General features: G+C 65.5%; 18 protein-coding genes. 15 read left to right on the top strand and 3 right to left on the bottom strand.

The window, feature by feature from the left end; genetic code table 11:
- Positions 1-3 precede the first annotated feature (3 nt).
- Both ACRYRV_RS00480 and ACRYRV_RS00475 read right to left on the bottom strand, forming a co-directional pair.
- Positions 4-1,941, bottom strand: a complete 1,938-nt coding sequence (locus ACRYRV_RS00480) for a methyl-accepting chemotaxis protein (RefSeq protein ID WP_444984305.1) — start codon at positions 1,939-1,941, stop codon at positions 4-6.
- A gap of 167 nt (positions 1,942-2,108) precedes the next feature.
- On the bottom strand, positions 2,109-4,511 hold the full coding sequence (locus tag ACRYRV_RS00475) for a diguanylate cyclase domain-containing protein (RefSeq protein WP_444984306.1): 2,403 nt from the start codon (positions 4,509-4,511) through the stop codon (positions 2,109-2,111).
- A 424-nt stretch (positions 4,512-4,935) separates the two neighbouring features.
- Here ACRYRV_RS00475 and ACRYRV_RS00470 point away from each other — a divergent pair, with 424 nt between their 5' ends.
- Complete coding sequence (locus tag ACRYRV_RS00470; RefSeq protein ID WP_444984307.1) at positions 4,936-7,017, top strand: putative bifunctional diguanylate cyclase/phosphodiesterase; 2,082 nt, start codon at positions 4,936-4,938, stop codon at positions 7,015-7,017.
- An 87-nt stretch (positions 7,018-7,104) separates the two neighbouring features.
- On the opposite strand, the gene ACRYRV_RS00465 is transcribed toward ACRYRV_RS00470, so the two are convergent.
- Complete coding sequence (locus ACRYRV_RS00465) at positions 7,105-7,731, bottom strand: hypothetical protein (protein ID WP_444984308.1); 627 nt, start codon at positions 7,729-7,731, stop codon at positions 7,105-7,107.
- Between the two features lie 174 nt (positions 7,732-7,905).
- Between ACRYRV_RS00465 and fliD (ACRYRV_RS00460) the strand changes: the two genes are divergently transcribed.
- From fliD (ACRYRV_RS00460) to motB, 14 genes are all read left to right on the top strand, one after another.
- Positions 7,906-9,309 (top strand): flagellar filament capping protein FliD, encoded by a 1,404-nt coding sequence (fliD, locus tag ACRYRV_RS00460; protein WP_444984309.1) that lies wholly within the window; start codon positions 7,906-7,908, stop codon positions 9,307-9,309.
- A gap of 102 nt (positions 9,310-9,411) precedes the next feature.
- Positions 9,412-10,818: a flagellar filament capping protein FliD gene (fliD, locus tag ACRYRV_RS00455; RefSeq protein WP_444984310.1), complete on the top strand. Its 1,407-nt coding sequence runs from the start codon at positions 9,412-9,414 to the stop codon at positions 10,816-10,818.
- A 355-nt stretch (positions 10,819-11,173) separates the two neighbouring features.
- Positions 11,174-12,367, top strand: a complete 1,194-nt coding sequence (locus tag ACRYRV_RS00450; protein WP_444984311.1) for a FliC/FljB family flagellin — start codon at positions 11,174-11,176, stop codon at positions 12,365-12,367.
- 262 nt (positions 12,368-12,629) lie between these two features.
- Positions 12,630-15,014, top strand: a complete 2,385-nt coding sequence (locus ACRYRV_RS00445) for a flagellin N-terminal helical domain-containing protein (protein WP_444984312.1) — start codon at positions 12,630-12,632, stop codon at positions 15,012-15,014.
- Between the two features lie 120 nt (positions 15,015-15,134).
- Positions 15,135-15,914, top strand: a complete 780-nt coding sequence (locus ACRYRV_RS00440) for a flagellar brake protein (RefSeq protein ID WP_444984313.1) — start codon at positions 15,135-15,137, stop codon at positions 15,912-15,914.
- Positions 15,911-16,816 carry an HD-GYP domain-containing protein gene (locus tag ACRYRV_RS00435; protein ID WP_444984314.1) on the top strand — a complete coding sequence of 302 codons (906 nt, stop codon included), beginning with the start codon at positions 15,911-15,913 and terminating at the stop codon, positions 16,814-16,816. Before ACRYRV_RS00440 ends, ACRYRV_RS00435 begins: the two co-directional genes overlap by 4 nt.
- A 190-nt stretch (positions 16,817-17,006) precedes the next feature.
- The gene (fliS, locus tag ACRYRV_RS00430; RefSeq protein ID WP_309636949.1) at positions 17,007-17,426 is read left to right on the top strand and encodes a flagellar export chaperone FliS; all 420 of its coding nucleotides are present in this window, start codon (positions 17,007-17,009) and stop codon (positions 17,424-17,426) included.
- On the top strand, positions 17,423-17,833 hold the full coding sequence (fliT, locus tag ACRYRV_RS00425) for a flagellar protein FliT (RefSeq protein ID WP_444984315.1): 411 nt from the start codon (positions 17,423-17,425) through the stop codon (positions 17,831-17,833). The genes fliS and fliT overlap by 4 nt, the downstream gene beginning before the upstream one ends.
- The gene (gene fliK / locus ACRYRV_RS00420) at positions 17,830-18,987 is read left to right on the top strand and encodes a flagellar hook-length control protein FliK (protein WP_444984316.1); all 1,158 of its coding nucleotides are present in this window, start codon (positions 17,830-17,832) and stop codon (positions 18,985-18,987) included. Before fliT ends, fliK begins: the two co-directional genes overlap by 4 nt.
- Positions 18,980-19,258: an EscU/YscU/HrcU family type III secretion system export apparatus switch protein gene (locus tag ACRYRV_RS00415; protein WP_444984317.1), complete on the top strand. Its 279-nt coding sequence runs from the start codon at positions 18,980-18,982 to the stop codon at positions 19,256-19,258. The genes fliK and ACRYRV_RS00415 overlap by 8 nt, the downstream gene beginning before the upstream one ends.
- A 304-nt stretch (positions 19,259-19,562) precedes the next feature.
- Positions 19,563-19,901 carry a flagellar transcriptional regulator FlhD gene (gene flhD / locus ACRYRV_RS00410; protein ID WP_444984318.1) on the top strand — a complete coding sequence of 113 codons (339 nt, stop codon included), beginning with the start codon at positions 19,563-19,565 and terminating at the stop codon, positions 19,899-19,901.
- Between the two features lie 3 nt (positions 19,902-19,904).
- A complete protein-coding gene (gene flhC / locus ACRYRV_RS00405) occupies positions 19,905-20,468 on the top strand; it encodes a flagellar transcriptional regulator FlhC (RefSeq protein ID WP_444984319.1) in 564 nt (187 codons plus the stop codon).
- 190 nt (positions 20,469-20,658) lie between these two features.
- Complete coding sequence (gene motA, locus ACRYRV_RS00400; RefSeq protein ID WP_309636943.1) at positions 20,659-21,531, top strand: flagellar motor stator protein MotA; 873 nt, start codon at positions 20,659-20,661, stop codon at positions 21,529-21,531.
- The gene (gene motB / locus ACRYRV_RS00395; protein ID WP_309636942.1) at positions 21,528-22,493 is read left to right on the top strand and encodes a flagellar motor protein MotB; all 966 of its coding nucleotides are present in this window, start codon (positions 21,528-21,530) and stop codon (positions 22,491-22,493) included. Before motA ends, motB begins: the two co-directional genes overlap by 4 nt.
- The last annotated feature ends 19 nt before the right edge of the window (positions 22,494-22,512 follow it).

The following is a 22,512-nucleotide window of genomic DNA, read 5'->3' as shown; positions in this document are numbered from 1 at the left end:
AGCCTAGTGTTCCGCCACTCTCAGCACCGAACTCTCGCCGACCTTGAACTGGCCGATCAGCCCGGCCATCTCGCTGGCCTGGTCGTCCAGTGAGCGGCTGGCGGCGGAGACCTGCTCCACCAGGGCAGCATTCTGCTGGGTCACCTCCTCGAGCTGGGAGACCGCCTGGTTGATCTGCTCAATGCCAGCCGACTGCTCGCCGGTGGCCGCCGCCATCTCCGCTACCAGTTCGGCCACCTTCTCGACCTGGCGAGTGATGTCGACCAGGGCCTCCCCGGTGGTGCGCACCAGCCTTTCGCCCTCGTCGATCCGGGCCACGTTGTTGTCCACCAGGCGGCGAATCTGTTCGGCCTCCTCGGCGCTGCGGCTGGCCAGCTTTCGAACCTCCTGGGCTACCACCGCGAAACCCCGGCCGTGATCGCCGGCACGGGCCGCTTCCACGGAGGCGTTGAGGGCCAGCAGGTTGGTCTGGAAGGCGATGTTGTCGATGGCGGTGACGATGGTGGTCACCTCCTGGTTGGCGGTATGAATCTGCTCCATGGCGGCGCTGGCCTGCAGCGCCACTTCGTTGGCGGTTTTGGCGTGCTCGGCGGCTTCGCCGGTCATGGCCCTGGCTTCCTGGGCGTTGTCCGCGGTCTGGCGAACCGTGACGGTGATCTGCTCCATGCTGGAAGCCGTCTCTACCAGGGAGGCGGACTGCTCCTCGGTGCGCTGGGCCAGGTCCTGATTGCCCTGGGCGATCTCGCTGCTGGCCACCTCCACGGAGAGTGCGCCGCGGCGAATATTGGCCACCAGCTGCTCGGTAGACGCAGTGGAGTCATTGAAGGCCCGGTAGAGGCGGCTGAGCTCATCGGTGCCAAGCACCGACAGGCGGCGGGTAAGATCCCCGCCGCGGCTCTCGATGTCCTGCAGGGCGGCGCGCAGGGAGCTGACCAGGTCGCGCACCACGAAAAAGGCGAACAGGATCGCCAGGCCAGCGGCCAGGGCGGTCACCACGGCATAGGTGATCAGCCCCTGCCGAGCGCCGCTGCGCAGGGCGGCGGCGGCGCTGGCGATCTCGTCGCCGGCGAAGTTTTCCACCTCGCGGAGGCGCTCGATCTTCACCGTCTGCCAGTCGAACCACTGCTGAGGGGCGACGTTGAAGCCACCCATCACTCCCCGCTCCACGGCAAGCTGGCGCAGCGGGGCCAGGCGCTCGATCTCGGGGCCGCTGATGGCCGTGGCCAGACGCTCGCGCAGCTCGGGTCTCGCCAGGCTGTCGAAGGCCTCGAGGAAGGCCTGCTCCTGGCCGATCAGCTCCAGCAGGCTGTGGTAGGCCGGGGTGCGCATCACGTTGGCGGCGAAGGCGTTGGTCAGCAGGGCGCGCTCGATGCCGGCCAGATCCTTGGCCTCCAGCAGGCTGTAGTAGGAGGAGAGCGCCCTGGAAATGGTGGCCGCCTCGGTGCGTTGAGTCATCCGCCCGATCAGCGTCATCAGCTCGCCATTGAGCTCGGTGTAGTGGCCAATGGCCTCGGCGGCCTGGATATCCAGGGCATCGACCCGCTGGCGGATGCGGTCGTTTTCGCCCAGCAGCTGCTGTACCCGATCGATCCGGCCCTGAAGTCGCTCATCCAGGTGCAACTCCATGGCGGCAAGGTAGGCGCGCAGCGATGCGATCTCGCCATCGGTCCGAGAGCGCTGAGTGGCGAGCCGGCTGCCGAATTCGCTGCCCTGGCTACCCAGGTAGCCGGAGGTCATGCCACGCTCGCGCTGCATCTCATGCACCAGGTCGCCGGCATGGCGCGCCAGCAGGGCCAGGCTCTCCATCTCGGCCATGTTGGTGGCCTGGCGTTGGCGATCGACGATGCCGTTGCCCGCAAACCACGCCAGCGCCAATAGCGGCAGCAGCAGGGTGAGCAGGAACTTGCCCCCCATGGGGATACGGTGCAGGGCGTGGGTCATAGGGTCTCCATAGCGGGCAGCTTGCCGCGGCTCAAGGCGTCAGAGTTCAGGGGCGCGGCCGGTTGGCATCGCCCGTCTGAAAGCGGTATCGGCAGTGTGCCTTTGTGCTTTAGTCGGCCTTGGCGTATGCGTTTGCGAGGGTGACCCAGGTCAACCTTTCCCGCTATTTACCGCGCTTGAGTCGCCGTGTTGCGGCCTGTCGGAAAGCCTGATTGACCACCCGCCGTCACGACTCGGTAGCGGTCACGCCCGGCGGACTTGGCCCGGTAAGCCGCCTGGTCCGCCAGCCGCAGCAGCTGGTCGCCATCGCAGGGAGCCTCGTGGTTCAGCATGGCCACGCCGAGGCTGGCGGAAACCCGTACCTCGCTACCCTCCAGGTCGATGGGGGCGCGCAGGTCATCGAGCACCCGCTGGAAGACGCTCTCTCCCTCCGGGTTGCGCAGCAGCAGCACAAACTCGTCTCCGCCCAGGCGTGCCACGCTGTCCTCGGCGCGCAGCAGGCCGCTCAGCCGGCGGGCGATTTCGATCAGCACGCGATCACCGGCCTCGTGGCCGAGGGTGTCGTTGATCGGCTTGAAGTTGTCCAGGTCCAGCAGGCAGATGGCCAGCGCTTCACCGCTGCGCAGGGCATGGGCAATGGCCTGGCTCATGCGGTCGCCCAGCAGGCGGCGGTTGGGGATGCCGGTCAGGGGGTCGTAGAAGGCGGTGAACTCCAGCTCCTGCTCGTACTTCTTGAGCTCGGTGACATCGCGGATATAGCCGTGCCAGACGGTGCTGCCATCGTCCTGGCGGGAGGGGGTGGCGCTGCCCTCGAGCCACAGCTGCTCCTGCTGCGGGTGCTGGATCCGGTAGGTGGCGCGCCAGGGGCCCAGCGTGGCCGCAGACTCCCGGATGGACTGCTGAACCGCCTCGATATCGTCGGGGTGTATCACGCTGAAGACGGCCGTGGCGTCTTCTGCCACCTCCTCGGGCCAGCAGCCGTACACTTCGTAGAGACGGGGCGAGGCGAAGGGGAAGTGGGCGCTGCCATCCGGCCGCAGGCGGAACTGGTAGAGCACCCCGGGAACGTTATCGGAAAACTCCCGGAAGCGCTGAATCCAGGATTGCTGATTTTCAATCAGCCGATGCCGGTCGGTGATGTCGATATGGGTGCCGAACATCCATTCGGGCTTGCCGTCCGGGGTGCGGGTCTTGACGTGGCCGCGGTCATAGACCCAGAGCCAGTGTCCGTCGCGGTGGCGAATGCGCAGCTCGCAGCCGTAGTGGCTGTCTTCCCCGGCGAAGTGGCGCGCCAGGGCCTGTTCGGCCTGCCGCAGATCCTCGGGGTGGGTCATGGCGCGCAGGGTGTCGAAGGTGACGGGCTCGAGCTCCTCGCGGCGGTAGCCGGCCATCTCTGCCCAGCGCTGGTTGATGCGGAGCTCGCCGGTCTGAACGTTGCGCTCCCAGGTGCCCGCCCGGGTACCCTCCAGTGTCCAGGCGAGCCGCTTGGCCAGCTCCTCGGCGTGGCGGTGCAGTTTTCGCTGGCGCCGGTAGCCGGCGGCCAGGGTGAAGAGCAGGGCCAGGATGATGCTGGCCAGGACCAGCCCGGTCATCAGCGCCGGCCAGTAGCGCTCCCAGATGTCCTTCCAGCCGAACTCCGGCGCCGTATCGAAGGGCGGGATCCTGAGGCTCATCATCAGCTCCTCCACCCTGGCGTAGTCCGAGGGGATGGTGAAGCCGTGGATGCCGGCTGCCCGTGCCGCCGGGTCGTGGGGGGAGAGTTCGAAGAGCAGTGCGGCAATGCGCTTGCTGATATCGCGGGGCAGCGCCCAGTGGGCGACAAAGGCCCACTCGGGGTAGAGCCGCGTGGAGGAGGCGAAGGGGAAGCCCGCATGGCGCTGGGGTTCTACCACCTCGACCTCTCCCGGCAGCAGGGTGCCGTCGCGCAGCTTGCTCTCCAGCACCCCGGTACGGATGAAGCCGGCATCGGCGCGCCCTTCAAGCACCGCGTGCACGACGTCATCGTGGCTGCCGCCGGTCACCAGGTAGTCCAGCCGCTCCGGGTCGATGCCGCGGCGCTTGAGATCACCCGCCGGGGCGGCATAGCCCCCCAGGTACTGCTTGCCGACGATGGCGATTCGACTGTGCTTCAGCTCCTCCAGGGTGCCTGGGCCCCCGGGGCCGCTACGCCGAATCACCGCGCCACCCAGGTGTGACACGGGTTGCCCGTACTGCATGGTGGCCAGGGTGGCAAGCGCCCCCGAGAGCTGGTTGAGGGTGCGCAGCTCGATGAAGTGTGAGGGGTTGGTCAAGATCAGGTCCAGCCGGTCGTGGCGCAGCGCCTCTTCCATCTCGGGCTGGGTCAGTACCTGCAGCGATACGTGGAGCCCCTCTGGCAGGCTCGCATTGAGATAGTCCACCAGGGGCTGCCACTGCCTCACCATCACCACCTTGGGGCGGTAGGCGAAGATGCCGAGGGTCAGCGTCTGCGCCTGGCCGGCCGATGTTTCGCTTCCTTCAGGCGCAGGCATCGCCATGGCCAGGGGGGCCACAAGCGCCAGCCAGAGGCTGAGACCCAGCCAAGTAACCAAGTGCCAGATCCTGGGGCGAGTCGGGTGAGCGCCGCCTTGTGCCTGAGGGTGTGTCATGGCGTCCTTTCCGTTCCCCGGGGCGTTGGCGAGGCAATATAGCACGCCAAAGGCGCGGCTTGCCCCGAGCATCTGCCGGTTGGCACCGGCGGTCGGCAACGGCGAAGGCCCGGCGGTGACGGGCCTTTTGCTGCCGCTTCATCAAATCATATCCCTTGCGTAGCATTTTCATCTTCTTTGGCCCGCAGCACATCCAGCGGGCGTCCTTGCTATCGGCCGAATGCCTCGCTCCCGCGGAGTCGTGCCGCTTCCGACCTCCTGGCAGCTGAGCGCACCGGCCTGATGCGGCTAAAGATTCTCGGCGTTCGGCCGAACTGCACCGTGATGTCTGTTTGACGATCACCGTCCACTTGACCCCCGGTAGCCCATGACCCAGGAACTCCCCATCGAGCGCATCATGCAGAATGCGCTGCTGACATGTGACCTCGCCACGCCGCTCAGTGAGGTCGCCGCTCGCATGGCCGAGCGGCGCTGCAGCTCCATTGTGGTGATGGAGCGGGGCGTTCCGGTAGGAATCTGGACCGAGTGCGACGCCCTGGCCATCGATTTCTCCGACCTGGCGGCCATGCGCCGCCCCATCGCCGAGGTGATGCGCTCACCGGTCAGCGGCGTGCACCGCAAGACCCCGGTGGGCGAGGCGCCGATGTCGATGGAGGGGGGGAGCCGCCGCCACCTGCTGGCCGGTGCCGAGCGGCTCTACGTGGAGGATCTGCGCCGCGCCCTGGAGCAGCGCGACCAGGCGCTGGCGCTCTCCCGGCAGAACCTGCAGATGGCCGAGCGGGTGATCGATGCCTCGCAGGAAGGGATCATCATCACCAACCCGAACGGCGTCATCGAGTACGTCAACCCGGCCTTCTGCCAGGTCACCGGCTACAGCGAGGAGGAGGCGGTCGGGCGCACGCCGGCGCTGCTCTCCTCGGGGCGGCATGACGCCAGTTTCTACCGGCAGATGTGGCGGGAGCTGGACGCCCACGGCTACTGGCGAGGCGAGATCTGGAACCGCCGCAAGGGCGGGGCGCTCTATCTGGAGCGGCTGACCATCACCGCCGTCACCGATGATGACGGCAAGGTGACCCACTATGCGGCGCTCTTCACCGATATCACCCTGATCCGCGAAAACGAGGAGCGCGTGCGGCGGCTGGCCTACTACGACCCCCTGACCCGCCTGCCCAACCGCCGCCTGCTGGAGGACCGCCTGGGGCTGGCCATTCGCCACGCCCATCGTCAGCAGCAGGGCCTGGCGGTGATCTTCATCGATCTTGACCACTTCAAGCAGGTCAACGACACCCTGGGCCACGCCGTGGGTGATGAGCTGCTGGTGCAGGTCTCTGTGCGACTGCAGGAGAGGCTGCGCGAGGATGACACCCTGGCGCGCCTCGGCGGCGATGAGTTCCTGGCGCTGCTGCCGGAGCTCGGCGGTCTGGAAGACGTGAGGATGGTGGCACGCAGGCTGATCGATGCCATTGCCCAGCCCTTCGAGGTGCTCGGCAACACCTTTCGGATGGGCTGCAGCCTCGGCATCAGCCTCTACCCGGAGGATGGCACCACCGCCGATGCCCTGGTGCGCAACGCCGATACGGCCATGGATCGCGCCAAGCACGAGGGGCGTAACACCTACCGCCTGTTTCGCACCGAGATGAACGCCCATGACAGCCGCCAGCTGGCGCTGGAGAGCGCCCTGCGCGACACCGTGGAGAGCGGCGAGGGGCTGGCCGTGCACTACCAGCCGCTGGTCAATCGCGATTCCGGCGAGGTGGAAGGGGCCGAGGCGCTGCTGCGCTGGCACCATCCGGAATTCGGCGACGTTTCCCCTGGCGTGTTCATTCCCATGGCCGAGCGCTCCGGGCTGATCATTCCGCTGGGGCGCCGGGTGATGGAGAAGGTGGCCGAACAGCTCGGCGAGTGGCGCCTGGCCGGGCTCAGCCCACCCCGGGTCGCCGTCAACCTCTCCGCGGGCCAGTTCTGGCAGGGCGGCCTGGTCGAGCAGGTGCGGGAGCTGTTCCAGCAGCATGACCTGCCGCCGGGGCAGATCGGCTTCGAGCTGACCGAGAGCGTGCTGCTCGACCGCCAGCAGGAGGCCGTGGGCCTGCTGACAGACCTGCGCGAGCTGGGCTGCCGCATCGCCATCGACGACTTCGGGACCGGCTACTCCTCGCTGAGCTACCTGCAGGACCTGCCGTTGACCACCCTCAAGGTGGATCGCAGCTTCATCCAGCGGCTCACCGGCGATGAGGGCGAGCGCCGCGGCAGTGCCGCCATCGTCGCCGCCGTCACCGGCCTGGCTCAGGAGCTGGGGCTGCGGGTGGTGGCGGAGGGGGTGGAGACCGAAGAGCAGCTCCAGGCGCTCGCCCGCTACCCGGTCACCCTGATCCAGGGCTACCTGACCGGCAGGCCGGTAGACGCCGCCACCTTCGAGAGCCGCTATCTGGGCTGCCGGGTAGGCGCCTGAAGTCGCGGCTCCTCCTGTCGGTAGTATCCCTTCAATTCCCAACGGCGGCATTGCACGGCAAGGGCTTTGCGGTGGTGAAGAGGCGGCTCACCGCGTCCTGAGCGGCAGGTCGCAGCGCAGGGTGCCGCGTACGAAGCGTTCGGTCTCCACGCGCCCGGCAAGGCCCCGAGCGAAGTCCCGCTGGGTGCCGACCAGGCGGGCGCAGTCGGCGCCGGGGCGCGCGAGCTCTCTTTCATGGCGGCAGAGCGTCACGGCCTGGCCATCGAAGCTGGCGTAGGCGTCCTGGCGCCTCCGACCATCCCGGCTGGTGAGCGCCACCGGGACCGTCATGCCGCTCACCACATCGATGCCCGCCGGGGTCATGGCGTGCCAGCTACTGCCCCTGCGCAGCTCGCCCTCCAGCACGCACTGCACCCGCTCGCCCGGTCGTGCCTCCTGGCGACGAACTTCCAGCGCCAGCCGCGCCTCGCGGGCCTTCTCTTCTCGGGCGCGGGCCTCGGCGGCGCGCTGCTCGGCCCGGGCGCGATCCAGCGCCACCTGCTGTTCCCGAGCCTGGCGCTGCTCGGTGGGTGTCATCGCCTCCCACTGCGCCTCGGGGATATCCAGCGGGTAGCGGGCCGCACAGCCCGCCAGCAGCAGTATCAAGCCTGCGGCCAGGGCAGCGTGGTTGAGGGGGCGCTGTGTCTTTGGGGGCGTGTGCTGTGCATGGCGCATGGGGCATCCTTGTCATCGGGTAGGTGGCAGATCTGTTGTGCCCCTATCATGCTCACCTAAACGCGCAGAAAATTTGAAGGGCCATCTCCCCTAAAGTTCTCGGCGCGCCCGCCGACCCCTGTAGCAGGGCGGCAGTGTTCTGGCCGCACATTCATCGGCACAAGGCAGTTCATCATGGCCAGCATCTCAGCACTCGGCATCGGCTCCGGCCTCGACCTCAACGGGCTTCTGGATCAGCTCAACGAGGCGGAGCGCGGCAAGCTCGAGCCCATCGAGCGCCAGATCGAATCCCAGCAGGTGCGTATCTCCGCCTACGGCGAGCTGCAGGGGGCGCTCTCGGCCTTCGAGGGCGCGGCAAACCGGCTCGCCAATCCCGAGTTCTTCCAGAGCCTCTCCGCCAGCGTCGGCGGCGAGGCGCTGCAGGCCGCCGCCGATGCCGATGCCGCCCCGGGCCAGTACCAGGTGGAGGTAGCGCACCTCGCCGGCGCCGGCAGCCTGGCCAGCCAGCGCATCGACGTCGACCCCGGCGAGACCCTGACCGACGGCGGCGGGATCCTGACCCTGGCCTTCGGCAAGGCCCCCGAGGGCGAGCCCGATGCCATCGAGATCAGCGTGGCGGCCGGCAGCACCCTCGAGGAGGTGCGCGACGCCATCAACGCCCACGAGGGCGCCAAGGTCTCGGCCAGCCTGGTCAACGACGGCGAGGGCTACCGCCTGGCGCTGATGTCCCACCAGACCGGTGAGGCGGCCTCCGTCACCGGCATGACCTTCGAGGATGGCTTCTTTGCCGATGGAGTGGCCGTCAGCGATGCCGAGGACCTCGAGGAGGGTGCGGTGGTCCAGCAGGGCCGCGACGCCGCCTTCAGCGTCAACGGCATCAATATCGTGAGCCCCACCAACCAGGTGGAAGGGGCGATACAGGGCGTGACCCTGGACCTGCAGCAGCCGGGCAGCGCCACCCTGCAGGTGGAGCAGGATACCCGGGCGGTTCGCGAGGCGGTCGGCGGCTTCGTGGAGGCCTACAACGCCCTGAAGGGCACCATCGGCGAGCAGACCGCCTTCGATGCCGACTCCGGCCGGGCCGGCGAGCTCAACGGCGACAGCGCCGTGCGCACCGTCGAAGCGCGCCTGCGCAACGACCTGAGCGCCATGGTGGGCGACAGCGCCCAGGGCGAGTTTGCCCTGCTCGGCGAGCTGGGCATCTCGCTGAACCTGGACGGCACCCTGAGCCTGGACGACGCCGAGCTCGACATGGCCATCGCCAACGACATGGGCGCCGTGGAGCGCTTCTTCGCCGGCAGCGGCGAGACGCCGGGCATGGCCGGGCGCCTGGCGGAGACCAGCGGCCAGCTGCTCGGCAGCAATGGCGCCCTGACCAACGCCATCGGCGGCGCCGAGAACCGCATCGAGAGCCTCAGCCAGCGCTACGTGCGCATGGAGCAGGGCATCGAGCAGACGCTTGAGCGCTACCGCACCCAGTTCGGCCAGCTCGACGGCATGATCGCCCAGATGAACCAGACCAGCGACTACCTGGCCCAGCAGTTTGCCGCCATGGATGCCCAGCTCGGCCGCGACTGATCGTGCCCGGCGCGACATGCTAAAGTTCCGGGGGCTCCTGCCGATAGTCGGCTAAAGCCCTCTGCGGGCACCCGCGCCCCGTGCGCCTACTGAGGAACTTCCATGTCAACCATCACGGCCCTTGGCGTTGGCTCTGGCCTGGACCTTTCCGGTCTGCTCGATCAGCTGCGCGACGCCGAGCGCGGCAAGCTGGAGCCCATCAAGCGCCAGCAGGCGCAGCAGCAGGCGAAGATCTCCGCCTTCGGCCAGCTGCAGAGCTCGCTCACCAAGTTTCAGGACAGCGTCGCCAAGCTCAACGACGCCTCGCTCTACCAGAGCCTCTCGGCCAACGTGCGCGGCGACGCCTTCACCGCCACCACCAGCAAGACCGCCCAGCCCGGCAGCTACAGCGTCGAGGTGAGCCAGCTGGCCACTGCCGGCACGCTCGCCACCACGGCAGCCGACACCCGCGACGAGCCGCTCTTCACCCAGGCGGATACCCTGACCCTGAACTTCGGCGCCATCTATGACAGCGAGACCGGCGAGCTGGATACCGGGGCCGAGGCGCTGCGCAGCGTAACTATCGCCATCGAGGAGAACTGGACGCTCGAGGATCTGCGCGATGCCATCAACGCCGACGAGGAGGCCGGGGTCACCGCCTCCATCGTCAACGACGGCAACGGCTACCGGCTGGCGCTGGCCAGCCAGGAGACCGGCGCCGAGGCCTCGCTGACAGGCCTGACATTCGAGCATGCCGATCTCGGGGAGGACGCCGACACCCTGCGCGCCGGCCGCGATGCCAGCATCAACGTCAACGGCATCGCGATTACCAGCGCCACCAACCGGGTGGAGGGCGCCATTCAGGGCGTGACCCTGAACCTGGAGGAGACCACCGCAGAGGGCCAGCCGATCACCCTGCGGGTGGAGCAGGACACCCTCAAGGCCCGCGAGGCGGTGCAGGGCTTCGTCAAGGCCTTCAACGACATGAAGGAGACCATCGGCAAACTCACCTCCTTCAATGCCGATACCGGCCAGGCCGGCGAACTCAACGGCGACAGCGCCGTGCGCACCGTCGAGTCGCGCCTGCGCGGCGTGCTGGCCGGTGGAGTCGGGGAGGGCGAGCTGCGCACCCTGAACCAGGTGGGCATCACCCTGCAGCGCGACGGCACCCTGAAGCTCGATGACGGCAAGCTTAACGAGCTGACCAGCGGCAACATGAGTGGGCTGGGCGAATTCTTCGCCGGCGCCGACAGCAAGGGCGGCCTGGCCGGCAGCCTCAATACCACCCTGGGTCAGCTGCTGGACGGCAACGGTATCGTCAAGCGCTCCATCAGCGGCGCCGAGACCCGGGTGAAGAGCCTGGGCGAGCGCTTCGAGCGCATGGAGGTCTCCATCGAGCGCACCATCGACCGCTACCGGGTGCAGTTCGGCCAGCTCGATTCCATGATCGCCCAGATGAACCAGACCAGCGCCTACCTGACCCAGCAGTTCGATATGCTGGCGGACCTGGGCAACCCCAGAAAGCGGTAGCGCACAGGGGCTGGCACCCGCCTTGCGCCCCCCCTTCAACCATCATTTTCCGCCATCATTTCACACTGCGCCCGGCCCCGCCGGGCGCTTTGGTCCGGCCTCCCGGCCCGCCGGCACTGGCTTTCCCTTCTGCCTTCTCCCTTTCCCCGTTTCCCTGTGGGCCGCAGCCCGGCTGCGCGAATAGTGCCGCCAGACGCCTGCAGTAAAAATTTGCCTTCAGCCCTAAAGTCTCCCGGCCAACGGCCGTTATAGAAAGTAACGGCCAACGGCGCCGTTGTGGCAGGCCCGCTGGGCCTAGAAGCACCAATCGCAGCGGGCCCGCCAATGGAGCCCCCAACGTAGAAGGAATCACATCATGTCCGTGATCAATACCAACATCACCTCCATGATTGGCCAGTCCAATCTGAGCAAGTCCCAGAATGCGCTTCAGACCTCCATGGAGCGTCTCTCCTCCGGTCTGCGCATCAACAGCGCAAAGGATGATGCGGCCGGTCAGGCCATCGCCAACCGCATGACCTCCCAGATCACCGGTCTGGCCCAGGCGCAGCGTAACGCCAACGACGGTATCTCCATCGCCCAGACTGCCGAAGGCTCGCTGAACCAGATCAACGATAACCTGCAGCGCGTTCGTGAGCTGACCGTTCAGGCGCAGAATGGCACCAACTCTGCCTCTGATATCGACTCCATTCAGCAGGAAGTCAACCAGCGCCTGGAGGAGATCGATCGTATCGCTCGTGAGACAGATTTCAATGGCACCAACGTGCTGGATGTCGGTGAAGAAACCACTATCAACATCCAGGTGGGCGCTAAAGATGGCGAGCAAATCGGCATCGTCATCAACGACCAGAATGGCTGGAACCTGTTCAAGCAGGATGAGATTGGAACCGACGACATGGCCACTGTGGGTGGTGAAACCCGCAACGTAGCAGCGAAAGGTTTCGACGTTCGTTCGATCGTAGAAGGCTCTGCCACCACAGAGAATGTTGATTTTGAGATCAACCTTGATGGAATTGATCTGGAGCAAGGCGACATCGCGAGTGGCGGAAAAGTTGTTTCCTTCGATGATGACGGAACGACCCGCTACGCTCTCGTCGGTAAGGATTCAGGGGATGCGGATGTCGGCTTCGAATTGACTGCAAACTTCGACCAAGAAAGCGGGGAAGTCACCTTTACCTTGGGTGATGCGCTGAGTACAGCAGATGCCGGAACTGCTGATGGAGGCACTGTCCTTACTGCGGGTGAAGATCTGACTGTTGAAGTTACCACTGGTGGTGACTCTAATGCCCTGTCCACGCTTGATGCTGCGCTCGCCGCTGTTGATATTCAACGCTCCGAGCTGGGTGCTATCCAGAACCGCTTCGAAGATGCCATCACCAACCTGAGCACCAACGAGACTAACCTCGCTGCCGCACGTTCGCGCATTGAAGATGCCGACTACGCTGTCGAAGTCGCCAACATGACCCGTGCGCAGATTCTGCAGCAGGCTGGTACTTCTGTCCTTGCTCAGGCTAACCAGATCCCGCAGAACGTGCTGTCTCTGCTGGGCTAAGGTTGAGCTACTAGGGAAGTGGTTTCGTCCCTTTGGCACTGCCATCGAACCGGCTCCTTTCGAGGGGCCGGTTTCTTGCTTTATGGGGGGTATGAGATGACTATTCTGGACGATGCCGTGAGGCAGCAGGGTGAGCATGTGATGGCGATGCTGGGCTGACTGTGCCGTAACGCTCAAACCTTACGACTTCACCATTCTTTGCTAAAGCTTCCCTGCCACCTGCCGAAGTAGCATTCAGAGTATCTTTTTGCAGGGAAGCACCATGAGCGTGATCAATACCAACCTCACCGCCCTCAAGGGGCAGTCTGGCCTGTCTCGGGCCCAGGGCCAGCTCTCCACGGCCATGGAGCGGCTCTCCTCGGGCATGCGAGTGAACGGTGCCAAGGACGATGCCGCCGGCCAGGCCATCGGCAATCGCATGACCAGCCAGATCAACGGCCGCGGCATGGCCCAGCGCAACGCCAACGACGGCGTCTCCATGAGCCAGACCGCCCAGGGCGCGCTGGACCAGGTCAACGACAAGCTGCAGCGAATCCGCGAGCTGACGGTGCAGGGGCTCAATGGCACCCTCAGCACCCGTGACAGCGATGTGATCCAGGCCGAGATCAACATGAACCTGCGTGAGATTGACCGACTTGCATCATCGGTCGACTACAACGGTATTCCGTTACTGAGCGGTCAGGCGGGTGAGGTGTCGCTTCAGGTAGGGGCCAACGATGGGGAGACGCTAAGCCTTGACCTTCGCCCGCCGGGCTTCGGGGTGGATGCGCTGGGGTTGACCGAGTTCAATGTGGCGGGCATTGAGGGCGAAGTGGCGCCACGCAATATGCTGCAAGGTAAAGCGGTGGATATCCACCTCTACGCTCAACGCACGGCCATTCAGTTCGTAGATACTGGCGGTGTGTCGTTGCCCGGTAGTCAGCACGCGCTGATGGAAGGAGGCGCGTATGGAAGCTATGTCAGCGCCGTGAGCGGGGGGCAGCCGGTTTTCTACGACGTGACCACATCGCCGGTCGCCACCCATGAAACAGCGACAGACAGCAGCAGCGTCACCGTGACTACGCAGTCGCGAATTTACGACTCCGTGACCAGCATTCCATCAAGATCAGCTCAGCGCGTGTATCTCGATGAGAATGGCAGCGAGATTGCGCCCAGCGGTCGGGTCCTGGTACGCCATGGCGACGATTACCTGGTAAGAGAAAGCCAGGGAGGGGTGGGTGGAGTCGTCAGCTATTATCCGGCAGAGCTTGACTTTCAAGCCGGTGGCGGTGCGCTCAGGGTGACGCGCGGCAGTGAGGCGCTGCCTTCACCCGGCTATGCTGAAATCGGCGAGAGTGAGACGTTCAGTTTCAACAGCCAAGATTATGCGTTGGAGGACTTCAATGATGGCGAGGTGGTGTTCCGTGCATTCAATGGTGACCTGCTTGAGGACCCTGTTCTCGTCAAGAGCGACAGCAGCGATAGTCTCTACTTGCAGGCGACGGTAAGCGGGCAGACTGCTTATTACCGTCTTGGTTCAGCGACGGAGACTACCTACCTGGACAGTGACGATCCAGTGCAAGCGGTCGACGCAGAGGGCAACCTCCTGTTCGAAGATGATGAACCAGTCTGGGTGCCCAGTGAAAAGAAGCGCCTGACGCTCCAGGCGGCTTCGGATACTGCATATGCGGGCCTGGATCTGGATGGCCAGACCTCGATTGTCTTCTCGACACCGTCGATTTCGCTTGATGATGTGACACCTGAGCTACGGCAGGGGAATGGCGAGTCTTTCTCCGGTTCTTCCCGGCTTATGCAGCGAGGCCAGGATGATCAGTTTATGATCGAGGAGCGGGTGGCTGATGGAGTATACCGCTATTACGAGGCGGATGTCAGAGTGGAGGTGGGTAGCGATGGCGAGCCTGTGGCCATGACGGTCACGGCCCAAGGCGATAGCTACATCGAGTTCAATGCCGAGCATCATCGCGTATTGACGGTGTCTGGCAGCTCCAGTGTGACGATCGACCCCCGTAATGTCACAGTCAACTATACCGATGCCAACGGCGATTATTTCGAGAGTGTCTTGAGAGAAGGAAGGGATGGTAACTATTATTTCGACCTTCCCGGCAGCCGTTCAAGCTTCGGGAGTTACAAGATTGCCACTCTTGTGGACACCGAAGACAACGAGATTCTCATCAAGACGGTCAACGGTGCCGGCGAGGTCATTATTTATCATCCGCTGGATCTCGATCAGCCGGTTTCCACGCCCTATGCGCTTTCTGTCAGCATCAAGACGGATGCCAACGGTTTCGAGAACGATGAGCGCGTGCCCGACGGTGTGCCGCACACCTATATCAACCTGGTAGAAGTGGATCAGGAAATCCGACTGAAGAAACCAGCCAACCCCTTGGCGGCGCTGGACCGAGCGATCAGTTTCGTCGACAGCAAGCGGAGCCATCTGGGGGCGATGGAGAATCGCCTGGCATCGGTGATCGAGAGTCATGAGTCGGCAAATATCAGCCTCTCCGCGGCGCGCTCGCGCATCCTGGACACCGACTACGCCACGGAAGCCGCCAACATGGTAAGGGCGGAGATCCTGCAGCAGGCCGGCAACAGCATGCTGGCCCAGGCCAATGTGATGCCGGAGAACGTGCTGGCGCTGCTGGGGTAGGGCAGCGCTCGATTGAGCCGGTGTTCAAGTTGTCGGGACGCCGGCCGATAGCCTCCTGGCCGATACGCTGCGCCACGAGTCGCAGCCTCGGCATCGACTAGACCAAGCGAGAGGGCAGGGATGTCAGGAGCAGAGGACGGCTACGTTCGGGTGACAGCGCCCGCCGAGATGGAAGGGATGCTGGAGCGGCTAAGCCAGCCAGGCGGGGCGTCGCTTCAGCTCGATGCCGAGCAGAGCCGGCCGCTGCCGGTGCTGGTCGTTGAGCAGCTGCCGGGGGAGCATCTCCTCCTGGATCTCACCTCCATTCGCGAAGTGGCCGCGGATCTCAAGCGCGGTGGCGCCTTTCGCCTGCTCGGGCAGACCCGCGATCAGGTGCTGCGTACGCCCCCTCTGGTGATCGAGGCGCTCAAGGAGCAGAAGGGCAAGCTGTTCGGGGTGTGCCCCTATCCGACCAGCCTGGAGGTGCTGCAGCGCCGCGCCTCTTTTCGGGCGCGCCTGCGCCTCGGCATGGAAGTGGGCGCCATTCTGCGGAACAGCAGCGGTCTGGCCCCCCTGCAGGGAGATCTCAAGGACCTCTCGCTCGAAGGGTGCCTGCTGGAGCTGCCGCTGTCGGCGGCGCCGCTGCTGGCGGGGGCAGACCTGCTGGAGCTGGAGCTCTGCTTTCTGAATGGCGCGCGCTTCTCCATCAGGGCGCAGCCGCGCCACAGTCAGGCGGATGCCGAGCGCCAGGCGGTCCGGGCGGGTTTTCGGTTTGTGGCGACCAGCGGCGAACAGGAGCGCCAGCTCTGGCACTACGTGCGTGAGATCGAGCGCGAGTCCGTGCGTCAGGGGGAGGGGAGTGACAGCAGCCTGCTCCCCTCCCTGCTGTTCCAGACCGCCCTTCGGCGCCGCCCCCGGTGAGCCGACGTAATGTGGTGCACTACGCGACCCCGATGGCCAAGCGGCTGGCGCGCATTGCCGGCTACCTGGACGCCCAGCTGCTGGAGCTCGAGGAGGGCGGATGCCTCGATTCCGTGCAGCTCTCTCGCTTCGCCGACCGGCTGCTGGGCCTTCACTCGGAGGACCGCGAGGCCCTGCTCTTTGCCACCTGCTGCCTGCGTGATGAGCCCTTGCTGATTCGCCACGCCCTCGGAGTGGCCGTGCACCTGCTGGATCTGGCGTCGACAGGCCCGCTGCCCCGTGACGCCCTCAAGGCGCTGGCCGCTTCGGCCATGGTCCATGATCTCGGTAAGGCGCTGCTGCCGGACGAGCTGGCGCGGGCGACGGGCCTGGATGATGCCCAGAAGGTGCGGCTGCACGCTCATGTGGCCCTGCTGCGTGAGCGGCTCTCGGGCTGCCACTGGCTGGCGCCCGGCGTGGTGGAGGCGGTGGTCGTGCGGATCAACGAGCGCCTGGACGGCAGCGGCTATCCTCAGGGGCTGAGCGGTGGAGAGCTGGGCGAGCTCAACCGACTGGCGAGCGTGGTGGATGTGATCGAAGCCATGAAGCGGGATCGTCCCGACCGCCCGGCCTGGAAGATCAGCGATATCTATCGTCACCTGCTGAGCCACCCGCGGCAGTTCGACACCCGCTGGGTGAAGCGCTATCTCAAGCGCTTTGGTGTCACCCCTGTGGGCTCCCTGGTGCGCTTTTCCGGTGGCGAACTGGGCTGGGTGCAGCGCCTGGATGGCATGGGGCGTCTTGCCCAGGTGCAGCTGACCGAGCAGGCGCAGGCGCCTGGGGAGTCGCTGGGGGAGATCCTGAGCGGTGAGCGCCTGAGTCGCCTGGGCGAGGTGGCCGAAGGAGTGGCGGTATCCTGCTAGTGTTCGATTAAAGTCGCCGACGCGAGCGCCGATATCCTGAAATAACCCTGTCGGCAAGGGGTGTTCACTCTCACGGGTTGTGCCACTCCTGCCATACTCGCTGGCGCTGACTCGGCGCTTCGTGGTCCAGTCACGACAGTTCATTTGGATCAGGCGAGCTGATCCCGATCAGTAGATCAAGGAGTGAAGGATGAATGCCATGCGTGGAGCCGCCGCTTACGGACGTGGAGCCAGTGCCTATGCGCGAGTCGGCGTAGAGAGCGGGGTGATGTCGGCAAGCCCGCATCAGCTCATTGTGATGCTCTTCGATGGGGCCCTGGCCGCCATGCGTGCCGCTCGCCTGCATATGGAGGCGGGCAACGTGGCCGAGAAGGGGCGCGCCATTTCCAAGGCCCTGGATATCGTCAACAACGGCCTGGCGGCTGCCCTGGATGCCGAGAAGGGCGGGGAAGTAGCCGAGCGGCTTGGCGCACTCTATGACTATATCGCTCGGCTGTTGCTCTCGGCCAATCTGCATAATGACGTCCAGAGCCTCTCCCAGGCCGAGTCCCTGCTCGAGAGTGTCGCCTCTGCCTGGCGTGAGGTCGGGGCCCAGGCAGGTAGCGAATGACTCCCCGCTCGGCCGCCGCTGGCCCTGGCGACCGTGAGGAGATGCTTCTCGCGGCCTACGCCACCCTGAGGGAGACTTCCGCCAGGATGCTCACCCTGGCGCGCTCCGGAGAGTGGGAGGCGCTGGTTGAGCAGGAGAGCCGCTACCTGGTGCAGGTCGAGCGCATCAGGCGCATGGATGCCCAGCAGTCGCTGCGCGGCGAGCGCGCCGCGCGCAAGGCGGCGCTGCTGGAGCAGATCCTCGAACAGGACATGGAAATTCGTCAATGCCTGGTGGCCCGTCGAGACGAACTGGGTCGCCTGATCGGCAACTCCCGTCGTCAGCAGTCCCTCGACCGTGCCTATGGCGCTCAGCAGGGGACCCTGCCGATTGATGCCAGCCGCCGGTTCGGCAAGAGGGGGACGTGAGCGGTATCAACTCGCTGATCGATACCGTCCTGCACCAGGTGCTGGGCAAGCGGGTGGATACCGCCCCGCCCCGTGAGCTCAACGAACCCGTTCGCCCCGTTTCTCCCTCCGATGCGCCGCGCGCCCTGCACAGTGACTCGCGTCTGGATGCGCGGGCCTCTGCGCCCCAGGTGGCAGAGTCGCTGCGCTCAGGCCGAGAGGCATCCGGATCGGCTTTCTCGCCTCGCTCGGGAGGTGAGGCGCCTCCGCCCTCCACCCAGACGCACTTTACGCCAGCCGCCCGTACCATCGCCGACGTGCTGCTGCGCTTCCCGGCCCCGGCCCCGGCCTCGGCGCTGAGGCCGCCGGCCCCTCTGCTGGCAGCGGGTGAATCACCGACGCCTGGGCTGGTTGCCGAACGCCTTCAGGGGAGCCTGCGCGACAGCGGCCTCTTCTATGAGTCCCACCTGGCGCGCTGGTACCGTGGCGAGATGCCCCGCGAGCAGCTGCTGAGAGAGCCTCAGGGGCTGCGCTTGCAACCGCCACTGCCGCCTTCCTCGCCATCCGGTCCCCAGGCCTCGGGGCCAGGTTCACCCCACCCGGCGGGCCAGGAGGCACCCCGCCTGTCCCAGCCAGCCTATACCCCGGCGTCGCCGGCGCTCGAACGGGAGCTGATGTCGCCCCTGAGGCGGGCGCCGACGTCGGCAGTCGAGCCGCCGGAGCGAAACGTCTCTCTGCCCGCTCGTGAAGCCCCCCCACCCGCGGTTCGGGAGCCGATACCGGAGAGCCTCCAGGGCATCGTGCGCCAGCAGCTGGAGATGCTGGTAACGCCGGTGCTGCGCTGGGAGGGGGATGTCTGGACGGGGCTCTTCATGGCGCTGATGCTCCAGGTGCCGCTGGCGCAGCGAGAGGAGTCCTCCGCCGGTGAGGAGCGGCAGGGTGGAGATGAGCAGGAGTCGTGGCGCAGCGCCATGACCCTGGAGGTGGCCGACTTCGGCGAGGTGCGGGTCTCGCTCTGGATGCAGGGGAGACGGTTGGAGCTTGGGCTATCGGCGCCCGAGCCAAGGGTGCGGGAGGCTCTGGAGGGGGGGCTGGATCGGCTGGAGAGCCGGCTGGCGGCCCTGAGACTGGAGGCGGTGAGCGTGCAGCTGCACCAGGAGCCTCGGCATGAGTGATCGCGGGCGACAGCCGCGGCGGCGAGCCGTCGCCCTGGCCTACCGGGAGACGGACGATGCGCCGCGGGTGGTGGCCAAGGGCTATGGCGAGATCGCCGAGCGGATCATGGCCGAGGCCCGCCGCCAGGGTGTTCATGTCCACGATGCGCCCGAACTGGTGGGTCTGCTGATGGGGTTGGATCTGGACGAGCGAATTCCTCCCCCGCTCTATGAGGCGATCGCGGAGCTGCTGGTCTGGGTCAGGGAGCTGGCGGACGAAGCCAAGTCTTGAGTAATATTTTGTATCTTTGTGTATTGATTTGAGTTCCGCTCAACTTATAGTTAGGAGTTTTGGCGTCAGAGTATGAGGAGACTCATCATACAGGTATGATTTTATTGCATTTTTTGTTTTCAATGACCTAGATCAACTATTGATGGTTATCTCAGTGTTATCTCATGTATTGCATCCCCGCGCCTTTCCCGCAAAATCCTTCCCCGCTACGCGAGCCTCTTGAAGGGGCCGCCATACCCGCCGCCCAAGAGCGGGTGACAAAAGAACGCCGAGGCCGAGTCCCGGCAAACAGACGTGGGGAATCATGGAACACAATGAGCTGATGGATGAGCTTGAAGAGCTCAATCTTTCCTACCTGCTGCTGGCCAGACGCCTGCTTCATGACGATCGCGTGTCGGCCATGTTTCGCCTCAAGATCGATGACGAGATGGCCGACCTGCTGCAGTCGCTGAGCTCGCGGCAGCTGGCGCGGCTGGCTCGCACCAACCAGCTGCTGTGTCACTTCGGGCATGAAGGGGTGGAGTGCCTGCGCCAGGTCGTCGATAACCCTCGCGACCAGGGCCTGAGCAGCCTGCACGCCTCGCTGCTGATGGCCTCACGGCCGGCGGCGCCCTCCCTCACCAGCCAGCGTGAGAGGGCATAGTCGATGTCCCAGAAAAGCCTCGTCGATGAGATGCAGCAGGTGCAGCTCGCCATCGAGCTGATCGAGCTCGGGGCGCGCCTGCAGGTGCTCGAGACCGAGACCGAGATCAGCCGAGCCAAGCTGATTCGCCTCTACAAGGAGGTGCGTGGCATGTCACCCCCCAAGGGGATGCTGCCCTTTTCTGCCGATTGGTTTATCACCTGGCTGCCCAATATCCACTCCTCGCTCTTCTACAACACCTACCTGCGCCTGCGCGAGGATCAGGGCTGTGAGCGCATGGAGGCCTTTGTCACCGCCTTTCGCCTCTATCAGGAGCAGCTGCGCCTCGACGGCGCCGAGCCGGTGCTCGGTCTCACCCGCGCCTGGACCCTGGTGAGGTTTTTCGAGAGCGACCTGCTTCAGCTCTCGGAGTGCTCGCGCTGTGCCGGTCACTTCGTGGCCCATGCCCATAGCCCTGCTCACGACTATGTGTGCGGGATCTGTCAGCCCCCTTCCCGCGCTGGCAAGACCCGCAAGCGCCAGAAGCTGGAGGCCCAAGCGCTCAATAAGGTTCGCCGAGTCTCCTGACCTCCCGCCGCCCGCCCAGGGCTGCTGCAGACGCATGACCGCGCGCTCAAGCCGAGACGCGCGGTTTTTTCTTTGTATGCCTCAAGTCTGCCCTCGGCTTGCCGATATGACCTATACGATCGCGGATCACCCGAAGCGACTGGCAGGCGTGGTCGCCGTGGCCGACTGGCTTGAGTGAAGGAAACGGGTAGTGCTGATACCACTTGGTTATATCGTTGTCATTTTATGTGTCTTCGGCGGCTTTGTGCTGGCCGGTGGGAGTCTCGGCCCCATCTTCCAGCCCCTCGAGCTTCTGATGATCGGTGGCGCCGGCGTGGGTGCCTTTATTGCCGCCAACAACGGCAAGGCGATCAGGGCGACCTTCAAGGTCTTCTCCAAGCTCAAGCGCGCCAACCGCTATGACAAGACCTTCTACATGGAGCTGATGGGGCTTCAGTACAAGATCCTCGCCAAGATTCGCCGCGAAGGCATGCTGGGTATCGAGCGTGATATCGACTCGCCCCAGGAGAGTGCGCTCTTCAACGAGTACCCCAGGCTGCTGGCCGACCCCATGGTGATGAACTTTCTTACCGACTACCTGCGGATCATGGTCAGCGGCAGCATGGAGCCCATGGAGCTCGACGAGCTGATGCTCCATGAGATCGAGGCCTTCGAGGCCGAGGTGCATATTCCGGCGGATGCGATCGCCAAGGTGGGGGATGCCATGCCGGCCTTCGGCATCGTGGCGGCGGTGCTCGGGGTGGTAAAGGCGCTGACCTATGCCGACGCGGGGCCCGACGAGATGGGCGAGATGATCGCCCATGCCCTGGTCGGCACCTTTCTCGGCATTCTGCTGGGCTATGGCTTTATCAATCCGGTGGCGAGCCGCATCGAGCGCCAGGCCAAGGAGGCCGAGAAGGTTCTCCAGTGCATGCGGGTGACCCTGCTGGCCAGCCTGCACGGCTATGCCCCCCAGATGGCCGTGGAGTTCGGGCGCAAGGCGCTGCACACCGCCGAGCGGCCGAGCTTCCGCGAGCTTGAGGAGCACGTGCGCACTTCCAGGGCGGAGTCCGCCGGCGCATGAGTACGGGGGAGCGCCGTCGGCCCATCGTCATCCGCCGCAAGAAGGTGGTGCATCGCCGCCATGGCGGCAGCTGGAAGATCGCCCTGGCCGACTTCATGACGGCGCTGATGGCGCTCTTTCTGGTGATGTGGATCCTGTCGGGGGCAAGTCCGGAGCAGCGCGAAGGGGTCGCCGAGTATTTCCGTACGCCGCTGGTGACGGCCATCACCGGGGGCAGCGGCTCGGCGCAGACCAGCAACGTGATTCCCGGCGGAGGCCCGGACCCGGTGCACTCGGAGGGGGAGCGGGCGCGGATCGATATGCGCGCCCAGACCCGGCCCAGCGAGGTCCAGCGCAACTTCTTCACCGATCTGCAGCGGCGCATCGAGTCGGCGCTCCAGGAGGATCCCGAACTGCGCCACCTGCGCAGCCAGCTGCGCTTCGACATGACCCGTGAGGGGCTGCGGATCCAGCTGCTGGATACCGACCAGCGGCCGATGTTCGACGTGGGCAGCGACCGAGTCGCCCCCTATATGCGCAACCTGCTGCGCACTATCGCGCCGCTGCTCAACGAGCTGGAGAACGATCTGAGCATCGGCGGCCATACCGACAGCATGCCGTTTGCCGGGGGGTATCGCGGCTACAGCAACTGGGAGCTCTCCAGCGATCGTGCCAACGCCTCACGCCGTGAGCTGGTGGCGGGTGGCTTCGATTCCGCCAAGCTGCTGCGGGTGTCCGGCTTCGCCGATCGGGTGCCGCTGCCGCACCTCGACCCTCAGGATCCGGCCAATCGGCGCATCGAGCTGCTGCTGCTGTTGCCGGATGTGAGCGAGCAGATTCGCTCGCCGTCCCTGATCAACGGGCCCGACATGCCTCCCCCGGTTGGACGGCTGGGAGCGAGCGTCGACCCGGCGCCGGTGGAGGCTATCCGGCAGAGCCTGCGCGAGGCCCTGGGCAGTGACGCCGGCGGCAGCGAGAACTGATAACGAGGAGAGGGACGCG

Source organism: Halomonas mongoliensis (genome assembly GCF_052496345.1).
This window is presented reverse-complemented; position numbering and strand designations above follow the sequence as displayed.